Annotated in this window: 1 protein-coding gene; it reads left to right on the top strand. The window is 47.9% G+C overall.

The genetic code is table 11. From position 1 onward, the window contains the following. The first annotated feature begins 50 nt into the window (after positions 1 to 50). On the top strand, positions 51 to 13,451 hold the full coding sequence (locus MHB46_RS25255) for an SDR family NAD(P)-dependent oxidoreductase (RefSeq protein ID WP_341163872.1): 13,401 nt from the start codon (positions 51 to 53) through the stop codon (positions 13,449 to 13,451). Position 13,452 lies beyond the last annotated feature (1 nt).

The raw sequence follows: 13,452 nt of genomic DNA, 5'->3' as shown, positions 1-13,452 counted from the left end.
ACAGCCAACACGGTATTTGTCCTATTTCATACAGCTAGGAGGACATGTTTATGGATTCAAAAGATATTTTTCGTGCGGTGCAAGCAGGGGAAATAAATTATGAAGATGCTGAAAAACAATTGCTTCAATTTATTGGCGAGCTCCCGGATGAATCATTGGAAGCCAGTCCACAGGAATTACCAGAAGGACTGGCTTTCACGTTGCAACCATTGGACAGCTTCCACACGCCGGAGGATGGGCAGGAGATAAGCGCCCCCCAAATAAAGGTACAGTCTGTGGTTGAATTGCAGGAATTTGAGCACGGGATTGTCTTGTTGAAAATGAAGGACACGGCGCACAAAAATACATTTTCCGATGAACTGATTATTGGCCTGAATCAGGCGTTTGAGACAGTGCAGGCTAACGAGAATTATAAAGTTGTGATTCTGACGGGATATGACACCTACTTTGCCACAGGAGGCACCCAAGAGGGATTGCTGGCTATCCATGAGGGAAAGGCGAAATATAGCGATACCAATGTTTACAAGATTGCTTTGGATTGCAAACTGCCCGTCATCGCTGCTATGCAGGGACATGGGATTGGTGCTGGCTGGTGCATGGGGATGTTTTGCGATTTTATCGTGATGAGTCGGGAAAGCATCTATACTACTAACTTTATGAAGTACGGCTTTACCCCCGGAGCGGGTTCAACCCTGATTTTCCCTGAGAAATTCGGGGTTAGTATGGCACAGGAAATTTTATTTACAGGTACTAGATATAGCGGTTCGGAACTGGAAACCAAAGGGGTTCCTTTTCCAGTTGTACCGAGGAATGAAGTGGTGCCGTACGCCATGCAGCTGGCAAGAAAATTGTCCGAGTCTCCCAGGGAGTCATTAATTGAGCTGAAAAACCATATGGCTCAATCGATAAGAGAAAAGCTGGCGGCTACTATTGAAAAAGAAATAAAAATGCAGGATAAAACGTTTGTGAATCAGCAAGAAGTTAAAGAACGGATTCAATTCGCCTATGGACAGCTGCCGAATAGCAATGATTCCCACAAAACGGTCAAGCATATTGATTCTAAAAAAGCTATGCCAGATATGCCGCGCGGTCAGGAACATAAGGAGTCTATCGCGATTATTGGTATGGCAGGGCAATTCCCCGAATCCAGGACTTTGGCTGAATTTTGGGACAATCTAGCTCAGGGAAGGGATTGTATATCGGAAATCCCTTCAACGCGATGGTCAATCGATGAATATTACGATACCGATCCCAAGGCTCAGGGAAAAACCTATAGCAAATGGATGGGTGTTTTAGAGGATGTAGATAAATTTGACCCGTTGTTCTTTAATATATCCCCTGCAGAAGCAGAGATGATGGACCCTCAACAGCGCCTGTTTCTTGAAAGCAGCTGGAAATGCATTGAAGATGCCGGATTAAATCCAGCCTCACTGTCGGAGAGCCGATGCGGTGTTTTTGTAGGTTGTGCAGCCAGTGATTATGGGAGGTCCATGAGTGGGCAGGGGTTAAATGCGCAGGTTCTCATGGGAGGGTCTCCTTCAATTCTATCCGCTCGGATTTCGTATCTGCTAAATTTGAAAGGTCCTTCTTTGGCTATTGATACCGCGTGCTCTTCCTCTCTGGTGGCCATTGCTGAAGCCTGCAACAGTCTCCTTTTAGAAACAAGTGACCTTGCTTTGGCAGGCGGAGTCATGATTATGGCTGGTCCGGGAATGCATGTTATGACTAGCAAGGCAGGAATGCTGTCCAAGGATGGACGGTGCTTTACCTTTGATGCCCGTGCAAACGGGTTTGTCCCCGGAGAAGGAGTTGGGGTCATTTTATTAAAGCGGCTCTCTGATGCAGTCAGAGACAAGGACTCCATATATGGAGTTATTCGGGGATGGGGAATGAATCAGGATGGAAAAACCAACGGAATAACTGCCCCAAGTGTAAATTCACAAATCTCGCTGGAAAAAGACGTATATCGACGGTTTAACATTCATCCCGAAACCATCTCCATGGTCGAGACCCACGGGACAGGAACAAAGCTGGGTGATCCTATCGAGGTGGAGGGACTTACGGAATCATTCCGATCCTATACAAGCAAGAAGGGCTATTGCGCATTGGGGTCACTGAAAAGCAATATGGGTCATATGATGACTGCGGCCGGGGTGGCCAGTGTGATGAAAGTGCTGCTGGCCATGAAGCATCGCCAATTGCCGCCTACCATCCATTTCGAATCCTTAAATGAGCATATTTCTCTGGAGAATAGCCCGTTCTACATTAACACCGGTCTACAAAGCTGGGAGCCCGAACCGGGAGTACCCCGGCGTGCGGGCGTAAGTTCCTTCGGATTTAGCGGCACTAACGCTCATATGGTTATTGAAGAATATGTTCCTGTAGTCTCTGCGGTGAATCTACCCCCAGTGGGTAAAGCCAACCCGGGACTATTTGTGCTGTCCGCTAAAAGTGAACAATCCTTGAAAACCTATGCAGCAGATATGATGAATTTTGTTAAGTTGCACGAAAGCGTTAATCTGACGGACCTGACCTATACCTTGCAAGTGGGAAGAGAGGCTATGGACTGGCGTCTCGCGTTTTTGACGGATTCAAGAGAAAATCTGATAGATGAACTTGAACTTTTTATTAACGGAAGCTCGTCGGAAAAAGTGCTGATCGGCCGTGTGAACTATGCAGGTAGCGGAATCGAACTCTTGGATTCGGACGAAGACACCGGAACCCTGGTTCGGGCCTGGACTGAGAAAAAAAGACTTGATAAGGTAGCCAAATTGTGGGCCAATGGCGCAAGCATTGAATGGGACACACTTTATGGAGATACCAAGCCCAGACGAATCAGTCTGCCGACCTATCCTTTTGAAAGGGCACGCTATTGGTTATCCGAAACAGACACTGGACAAGGCAGTGTAAATCCAGCTATGACTGCCCAAATTCATCCTTTGTTGCATCAGAATATTTCCGACCTCTCCGGACAACGTTATAGCTCTACTTTTACGGGCCGGGAATTTTTCCTGTCAGACCACAGAATCAAGGGTCAACAAACATTACCCGGGGTGGCTTACCTCGAAATGGTGCGAGCAGCTGTAGAAGAGGCAGTGGGGGCTGTAGTAGAAGGCGAGACCCATATTCGGCTAAAAAATATCGTATGGGCCCGGCCTGTGGTTGTAGCAGACGGACCGGTGAGGGTACTCATCAGTCTATATCCCCAGGACAATGGAGAGATTGCGTTTGAAATATGCAGCGGGATGGAAGGAGCCGATGCTGAGGGCATTATACACAGTCAGGGAGTCGCTGTGTTGGAGAGGGCGGGCGAGCTACAGTATCTGGACCTGAATGTCTTACGGGCAGAATGTACCCGTACACCACTTTCTTCAAGCCAATGCTATGAAGCTTTCAGAGCCATGGGGATAGACTATGGACCGGCACACCGTGGTATTGAGGCAATCTTCCGAGGAAAGGATTACGTGCTGGCCAAGCTGTCCTTACCATCCTCTGTACTCCATACTCAAACTGAATTTGTTCTGCATCCGTCTTTGATGGATTCAACTTTGCAGGCCACAATCGGCTTGGTAATGGGTTCGGAAGAAAATTTGCCTGTAGGCAAGCCTGCGTTACCCTTTGCTTTGGAGGAACTGAAGATATCCGAAAAATGCACTCCAGAGATGTGGGCCCGGATCTCTCACGATGGGAGTGAAGAGACGTCGAATGGATTAAGTAAGGTGGATATTGATCTGTGCGATGAGAACGGAAAGATTTGCGTGCAGCTCAAAGGACTTTTATCCAGAGCGTTGGAAGGAGATGTGGGGCAAGCCAGCATCACTGAGGATATGGGTACACTGATGCTTGAACCTGTCTGGCAGGAGATGCCTGTCACCGCAGGGGTGAACGCAAACGAAGATATCCGGTATGTTGTGATCCTGTGTGAAGTGGATGGTATCGCCGGGGAGGATATTGAAGCCCACATGGATGGTACTCGCTGCCTTGTTTTACAGTCTTCCAGCGCGGATATGGACGGTCGGTTTGAAGATTATACCATTCAGATATTTGAAGAATTGCAAAGTATCCTGCTAGACATACCCAAACAGAAAGTTTTGATACAGCTGGCAACCCACGCTCGGAAGGACCAACAGGTTTATTCCGGGCTTTTTGCAATGCTGAAAACCGCTCAAAAAGAAAATCCGAATGTCATGGGTCAGTTGCTTGAGCTTGATGTGGAGGATGATGTCGAAGGAATCATTGAGAAACTACAAGGGAACCAGAGTGGCCGGTATAACGAACGGATACGGTACCAAGGGGACAAACGACAGGCTTTAATATGGCAAGAAATTGAAGCCTTACGTGAAGATGCAGACCTGCCGTGGAGAGATGGTGGGATCTATCTCATTACTGGTGGCTTAGGCGGTCTAGGGCTTATTTTTGCCAGAGACATTGTGCGCAATGTGAAAAACTCCACCGTCGTATTGGTGGGTCGGTCATCACTTTCTGCGGACCAAAAGGCTCTGTTAAACGAACTGAGAGCGCTGGGTGGTCATATAGAGTACCAACAGGCGGATGTGGGCCACAACGAATCGGTTACCGGGCTAATTCATGGCATCGTCGAGCAATTTGGCGGCCTTAACGGTATTTTGCACACAGCCGGAGTGATTCGGGACAACTTCATCATCAAGAAGACTAAAGAAGAGGTTAGAGAAGTGCTGACTCCGAAGGTCTCAGGGGTGATGAATCTGGACCAGGCCAGCAGAGACCTGCCCCTGGATTTCTTTATCTTATTTTCTTCGGGCGCAGGAAGCCTTGGCAATGTAGGACAGGTTGACTACTCCGCTGCTAATGGCTTTATGGATGCCTATGCCTCCTATCGAAATGCTTTGGTGACAGCAAAGCAGCGCCAGGGGCAAACGCTGTCGATAAACTGGCCTCTGTGGAAGGATGGAGGTATGCATGTCGACCTGGAAACGGAAAGGGCGATGCAAGGCCTAGGCATGATTGCCATGCAAACGGAGAGTGGAATCAAAGCTTTGTATCAAAGCCTGTCTTCCGGCAGAAGTCAGGTTATGGTGATCGAAGGATATCCCCAAAGGATTAAAGCGGCAATTCTAGGCCAGCTCTCGGAAACTGATGTCTCAGGCCGATCTGTAATGGAAAGCGAGGGAGCACCGCTTATCGGAGAAGAATGGCTAAGGGAAAAAGCGGAGGGTTATTTGAAAACGGTACTTTCAACCGTGATCAAGCTGCCCGCTGAAAGTATAGATGTAAATGCACCAATGGACAGGTATGGGATTGACTCCATACTGGTTATGCAGCTTACCAATGAATTGGAAAAGACTTTCGGCTCACTACCGAAAACATTATTTTTTGAATACCAAAATCTCCGGTCATTGACGGATTATTTCCTTAAAACGTATCGCGGTCGGCTGATTGATGCTGTAGAAGCGACAGAGAAGAATATGGCTCCTGATGCAGGCCCGAAAGCACCTATAAAAGCAACCATAGAGCCTTTGACTTCGATATCGACTAATCGTAGGCGCCCATGGCTTCTCCCGACAGGTATACAGCCACATCAGGAGAAGAAGGCACTAGACATTGCAATTATCGGCGTGTCAGGAAGATATCCGGGAGCACTAGGTATCCGAGAGTTTTGGGAAAACCTAAGGGATGGAAAGGATTGCATTACAGAGATTCCCAAGGGGCGCTGGGATCACAGTCTGTACTTTAATGAAAACAGAGGCAAGCCTGGGAAAACCTACAGCAAGTGGGGAGGGTTCATCGATGGAGTGGACTGGTTTGACCCGTTGTTTTTCAATATTTCGCCAAGGGAAGCGGAAACGATGGACCCGCAGGAGCGCTTATTCCTGGAATGCGTTTATGAAACGATAGAGGATGCAGGTTATACGAGAGAAACCCTTTGTGCAGAGCGGGAGCTTGGCGGCATAGAAGGCAATGTCGGGGTTTACGTCGGAGTGATGTACCATGAGTATCAACTCTATGGAGCCCAGGAACAAGCCAAGGGAAGGATGATTGGACTTCTCGGGAATGCCTCGGCGGTTGCCAACCGGGTATCGTATTTTTGTAATTTTCAAGGGCCAAGTATCGCTGTAGATACTATGTGCTCCTCGTCACTGACATCAATTCATATGGCCTGTCATGGACTACAGCATGGAGAATGCGAACTGGCAGTAGCAGGAGGGGTTAACGTCTCCATCCATCCTAACAAATACCTATTGTTGGGACAGGGAAGTTTTGCATCAAGCAATGGGAGATGTGAAAGCTTCGGACAGGGAGACGGATATGTACCGGGAGAAGGAGTCGGGGCTTTGCTGCTCAAGCCATTAGCCAAAGCCATAGCAGACGGAGACCGCATATATGGAGTTATCAAAGGAACTGCAGTGAACCACGGGGGAAAAACCAACGGCTATACCGTACCTAACCCCAACGCACAGGCCCGTGTGATTGGTCAGGCAATTAAGGAGGCAGGAATCAACCCCAGAACCATCAGTTATATAGAAGCCCATGGAACAGGAACTCCACTGGGAGACCCGATTGAAATTGCAGGCTTACAGAAGGCCTTCCGGAAATATACCGGGGATAAGCAGTTCTGTTCAATCGGGTCGGCGAAGTCTAATATCGGGCATTGTGAGAGTGCTGCTGGTATCGCCGCGGTGACAAAGGTGCTGTTGCAGTTGAAATATAAACAAATCGTGCCTTCGCTACATGCAAGTACCTTAAATCCCAATATCGACTTCAGCGATAGTCCCTTTAAAGTTCAGCAGGGGTTAGAAGAGTGGAAAAGACCAGTAGTTGCTATCAACGGTGAAACCAGAGAATACCCAAGGGCAGCAGGAGTATCAGCCTTTGGTGCTGGGGGCTCTAACGCTCATGTGGTCATCGAAGAATATATTCCAGAAGAAGCTAGTCAGCAGCAAGCTGATCCTACATCCCTGAATCCTGTCATGGTCGTGTTGTCGGCCAAAAATAAGGAAAGGCTGGACGAGCAGGTGCAAAGATTGCTGTCTGCAATCAGAGAGCTGAATGACCCGCATACAAGTCTCTCAGATATCGCCTACACGCTGCAAATTGGGCGGGAAGCGATGGACGAACGTCTGGCGATCATTGCAAAATCCATCCAAGAGCTTGATTGGAAATTGGAAGGCTTCCTGCAAAAAAAGGAAGGCGTAGAAGAGCTGTATAGAGGACAGGTAAAGCGTAATAGAGGAGGGCTTGTCACTCAGGAAGTCGATGAAGATATGGCTAAAATGATTGATGCATGGGTGGACAAAGGGAAGTATGGAAAGCTCGCTGAACTTTGGGTTACGGGACTGATTTTGGATTGGAACAAGCTTTATGAGGATGTGAAGCCTCGCAGGATGAGTCTGCCAACCTATCCTTTTGCCAGAGAAAGCTATTGGATACCCGTACATGAGGGAAAGAGCGCCGCAATAACAGAAGCCGCTTCGTCCCAATCTTCCTTTTTGACACCTTTACTGCATCAGAACACTTCAGACTTTCTGGAGCAGCGGTTCAGTTCAACGTTTACAGGCGAGGAATTTTTCCTCAAGGATCATGTTGTGAAAGGCCAAAAGGTTCTGCCTGGCGTAGCCTATCTTGAGATGGTACGAGCGGCTGTAGAACGTTCCACAGGAGATATGGACAACAGCACAACAGGAATCCGTTTGAAAAATGTAAACTGGATTCGGCCCATTGTGGTGGACAACCAGCCAGTTCCTGTACACACCAGGCTATCCCTGGAAGACACCGGAAAAATCAGCTTTGAAGTGTATAGCGGGCAAGTAGGAAGCGAAAGAGGGCATACCGTGCATAGCCAAGGTGATGCGGTGCAGGTTTGCGTAGAGCAAAAACCGAGACTAAACCTTAAGGCGTTACAGGCAGATTTTGGTCAACACAGGTTTAACGGATCGCAATGTTACGAAATCTTCGAGGAAATGGGAATGGATTATGGCCCGGCATACAGATGTGTGGAGAAGGTATATACACATCCGGGCAGGGTGCTAGCCGAGCTGGCATTGCCTTCCTTCATTTCTAATATGGCGGACAGCTTGGTCCTTCACCCCAGCTTGCTGGATTCGGCCTTGCATGCATCCATCGGGCTAATCATGGGCCAAGAGAAAGAAGGGCTACCGGGTAGCGCTGTACCAGCTACGCCTCATATGCCGTTTGCCCTCCAAGAGATTGAGATTTATGGGGCATGCACCCCGACCATGTGGTCGTTGATTCAATACAGCGAGGGCAGCAAGAAAGAAGACAAGGTACAGAAGCTTAATATTGACTTGTGTGATGAGGAAGGAACTATTTGCGTCAGAATAACAGGATTATCCACCCGGGCGCTGGACGGAGAAGTCGTCATTGAAAATGCACAAGGCGCAGCAGAAGGAGAAAGTGCCGCCGACCCGCTTGTAGGATCCGTAATGCTCATCCCGAAATGGGACCCGGCTGCTGTAAAAAAAGATGTCGTTTCCCCCTCACCGACAGACCGATTGGTCATTGTGGGTGGTACTGACAAAGACAGACAGGCCATCCGGGAGTATTATCCTAGGGCGCATTTCTTGGAGCTTCAAGCGCACGATTCCATTGAAACAGTTGCCTCAAAGGTAGAAGAATATGGAGCCGTTGACCATATTCTGTGGATTGCACCCTGTGCTCCCGTCGAATCGGTGATTGCCGAATCTTTGATCAAGGAACAGGAGCAGGGAGTCCTACTCTTCTTTAGAATGGTCAAAGCGATGCTTTTATTGGGATACGGGACGAAAAAGCTAGGCTGGACAACGATAACCAATCAAGCTCAGTCGATGGATCAGAACGATATAGTCAACCCGACTCACGCAAGTCTTCATGGGCTGGTAGGCACCATGGCCAAAGAATATCCGAACTGGAAAATCCGTATCCTTGACCTGCAATCCGATGATGACTGGCCACTATCCGATATAATTACGCTGCCTTCGGACCGGCAAGGACGGATGTGGGTTTTCAGAAATGGGCAGTGGTATCGGCAGCAATTGATTCCATTCAAACAGACTTCAGGTTTAAAAGGACAGACGCTATACAAAGCCAGAGGCGTCTATGTGGTCATCGGGGGCGCCGGCACTATCGGAGAGGCTTGGAGCAAGTATATGGCCTGTACCTACCAGGCCCAGACGGTGTGGCTAGGCAGAAGGCAAAAGGATGCTTCTATCCAGGCCAAACTGGACGGATTTGAAGGCCTGGGACCTGTTCCATGCTATATCACGGCGGATGTAGCAGACGAAAGGGAGCTGCAGCGGGCATATGAGGAAATAAAACAGCGGTACTCCAACATAAACGGTGTGGTCCACTCAGCCATTTCATTTTTGGAGAAGGGCTTGGAAGATTTGACGGAGGAAGAGTTCCGGTCAGGGCTTTCAGCAAAGGTTGATGTCAGTGTACGCATGGCTCAGGTCTTCCAAAATGAGCCGTTGGATTTCGTATTGTTCTTCTCTTCCATGATTACCTATGTAAAGAATCAGGGACAAAGTAGCTATGCTGCCGGAAGTACCTTTAAAGACGCGTTTGCGCATCGTCTTTCGCAGGAATGGCGTTGTCCAGTGAAGGTCATGAACTGGGGATACTGGGGGAGCGGCGAAAACAATGCCTCCCAAAATGGAGGGCAGGAGGTAGAAAACTACTCCAGACTGGCGCAAATAGGTGTTGGGCTCATTGACCCGCAGGAGGGGATGGAGGCGCTTGAGACGCTTCTTGCCTCACCGATAGACCAAATGGGGCTTATGAAAACAACAAGACACCTGGAGATGGAAGGGACTAATCCGACGGAAGAGATTGATCTCTACTCGCCTAATTCGGCTCCGAATCTCAGGGATATACAGGAAAATATTGCTACAGCAATACAATCAAGAAGCCATTTTATTGAAAACTATGCCGCAGACGATATGGGCGACCTCCAGGAAAGGGAGATGGAACATCTCCTACACAGGTTGTTACGGGAGCAGCTCTTGTCCATGGGGTTATCAGGGACAGATCGTCAGTCTGTCGACGAGTTCAAAAATAAACTCGGACTTCCTGAGCTATATGGCAAATGGCTGAAAGAGAGCATGGAGATTTTGGCACAGATGGATAACGACCTATCAGGTAGAAACTCCAGCTTGACGGATCGAGATGATGTCTGGCAGGAATGGGAAGAGCGCAAGCGTACTTGGCTGCAATATCCGCAGATGAGAGCAAGGGTCAATTTGGTTGAGACAACGCTACGAGCTTTACCGGAAGTGCTTACCGGAAAATCGCCTGCGACCGAAATCATCTTCCCCAATTCCTCAATGGAACTAGTGGAAGGAATTTATAAGAACAATCTGGTTGTGGACTACTTTAATGAGGTACTTGCCGATACTACTGCCGCTTATATCCAGGAGAGGATTATGGCCGACGCCGCTGCAGAAATCAGAATTCTGGAAATCGGCGCGGGCACCGGAGGGACCAGTGCTACGCTATTCCTGAAATTACGCCCATATCGCAAACACATTCAGGAATATTGCTATACCGATATTTCTAAAGCCTTTTTGATGCACGCGGAAAAAGAGTATGGGCCGCATAATCCGTATCTCAGCTATCAGATTTTTAACGTTGAAGAACCTATTGCAGGGCAAGGTATTGAGACGGGGAAATATGATATTGTCATTGCCGCTAATGTGCTTCATACCGCAAAAGACATCCGTCAGGCATTACGTAATGCAAAAGCGGTTTTGAAAAGCAACGGCTTGCTCCTGCTCAATGAAATCACAGGTAGTAGCGTGTTTACCCACCTTACCTTCGGATTGCTAGATGGCTGGTGGGCGTATGAGGATCCGGAATGGCGTATTCCTGGATGCCCAGGGCTCCACCCTCAAATATGGGAAACCGTATTGGACAAAGAAGGTTTCCATGCAGCGTTCTTCCCGGCGCAAGAGGCGCATGATTGGGGCCAGCAGATTGTTGCAGCCCAAAGCGATGGCTTGGTTCGGCAAAAGCGACAGCACAAACGAAGATCAATATTGATAGAGAAAAGAACCGTAGAAACGGTATCAGTGAAACAACGAACTCAACCCCAAATAGAGGTAGCACAAGCAGAGGTAGAACATGTGCTGCGTGAAAAAAGTACGGCGTACTTTAAACATTTGCTTGGTGAGACGCTAAAAATGGAACCGGGAAGTATCGACTCAACGGTAGCCCTGGAAGAGTATGGAATTGACTCGATATTGGTAGTGCAAATCACAAATGTTTTGCGTGAAGTCATCGAGGATTTTGCCAGCACGCTGTTTTTTGAGTACAACACCATAGATGATCTAGTAGCATACCTTCTTCAAACGCAAAAGGACTCGTTAAAGAAGCTGGTAGGAATGAAGGAACAGGAGTTGATCGAAGAGACTTCCAGAGTTGAAGAGGGCCCTGCTTCGCAATTACTCGCTACTGTCCCGATGAGGTTTGACCGGGGAGGGCGTTTCCTTAAGCCTTCTGACAGCACAATGGAAAAGCCAACGACACGATCCTCCAATATCAGGGATGTTGCGATTGTTGGGATGTCAGGACGCTATCCGGGAGCTCGTAATATAGAGGAATATTGGAACAATCTAAGAGAAGGTAAAAATTGCATAACTGAAATTCCGAAAGACCGTTGGGATTGGAAGACCTACTTTGACCAAGAAAAAGGGAAAAGGGGCACAATCTATACGAAATCGGGTGGTTTTATCGAAGGCATTGATTTATTCGATCCGCTATTTTTCAAAATTTCTCCCGCAGAAGCCGAAACAATGGACCCGCAGGAAAGACTGTTCCTGGAAGCAGCATATGCAAGCATAGAGGATGCTGGGTATACCCCTGCCAATCTTTGTGAGAGTAGAAGAGTCGGTGTATTTGCAGGTGTTATGAACGGAAATTACGGTTTGGGACCTCAATATAATTCCATCTCGAACCGGGTTTCCTATCATTTGGATTTCCAAGGTCCGAGTATGTCCTTAGATACCGCTTGCTCTTCCTCATTGACGGCGATCCATTTGGCTTTGGAAAGTCTGTATAGCGGTACAAGCGAGTGTGCCATTGCCGGGGGAGTCAACTTAATTGTAGATCCTATCCACTATATCAAGCTGTCGGCTATGACGATGCTTTCTAAAACGGGTGAATGTAAGTCATTCGGAGACCAGGCAGATGGATTTGTCGACGGAGAGGGTGTCGGCGCGATTGTGTTGAAGCCGCTGGAGAAGGCCATTGCAGATGGCGACCATATTTATGGAGTTATCAAAGGGAGCATGCTAAATGCTTCAGGTAAAACCAGCGGTTATACAGTACCTAGCCCTCAAGCTCAATCCTGGTTGATTGAAGAAGCGCTCCAGCGTGCGGATGTCGATGCAAGGACAGTTAGTTATATTGAAGCCCACGGAACCGGTACAGCTCTGGGAGATCCTATTGAAATTGCAGGATTGACAAGAGCATTCGAAAAATTCACAAAGGATAAGCAGTTTTGCGCCATAGGGGCGGTCAAATCGAATATAGGCCATTGTGAGAGTGCAGCAGGCATTGCAGGAGTGACTAAAATATTGTTGCAGCTTAAGCACAGCCAGCTAGTACCATCCTTACATTCAAGGAAGTTGAACCCTGAAATTAATTTCAACAATACTCCTTTTATCGTTCAGCAAAGCCTGGAGGAATGGAAGAGACCGGTAATTACAAGCAATGGAATCACAAAAGAATATCCAAGACGAGCTGGAATATCTTCTTTTGGTGCAGGCGGGGCAAACGCCCATATCGTGATTGAAGAGTATATTCCCGAGTATCAAGAACAGTCTGGAACAGAATCCGACTCTCAGGGACCTGCTATGATCGTATTGTCAGCCAAGAGCGAGGAGCAGCTTAAGGAAAAGGGACGGCAGCTGCTGAATGCTCTTCAGGGTCAGCTATTCTCCGCAAGCCTATCGGATATTGCTTACACGCTTCAGGTAGGGCGCGAGTCGATGGAGGAGCGTTTAGCCGTACTTGTGGAATCTACCGCAGAGCTTGAGGAAAAATTAAAGAGTTTTGTGGATGGACGTCATAACATGCTCAACCTATATAGGGGACAGGCTAAACGCAACAGAGAATCGTTGTCTATTTTTTCGGGGGACGAAGACTTGCAACAAATGATCGATCTTTGGATTTCCAAAAAGAAATATACCAAGCTTTTGGAGCTGTGGGCTAAAGGGATAAATTTGGATTGGAAAAAACTTTACACAGGGAAGATGCCTCACCGTATCAGCCTGCCTACCTACCCTTTTGCTAAAGAGCATTACTGGACTTCTGAAAGCAAGGATCAAGTAAAAGCCTATGCATTATTTTCGCAAGGTGAGAGCGATGTAGACTTTGATGATATATTGTGCGGCAGACTCTTGGATGAAATGATGAACGATACCCTGTCTGTTGATGAGGCTGCCAGTGAAATCCTCAATATATGTATACGTAAATGAG

The organism is Paenibacillus sp. FSL H7-0703 (assembly GCF_038003485.1).
In the GTDB taxonomy this organism is placed as follows: Bacteria; Bacillota; Bacilli; order Paenibacillales; family Paenibacillaceae; genus Paenibacillus; species Paenibacillus polymyxa_B.
This window is presented reverse-complemented; position numbering and strand designations above follow the sequence as displayed.

Excerpts from the sequence above, each read along its gene's own strand:
- MHB46_RS25255 (WP_341163872.1), top strand. The coding sequence starts at position 51 with ATGGATTCAAAAGATATTTTTCGTGCGGTGCAAGCAGGGGAAATAAAT.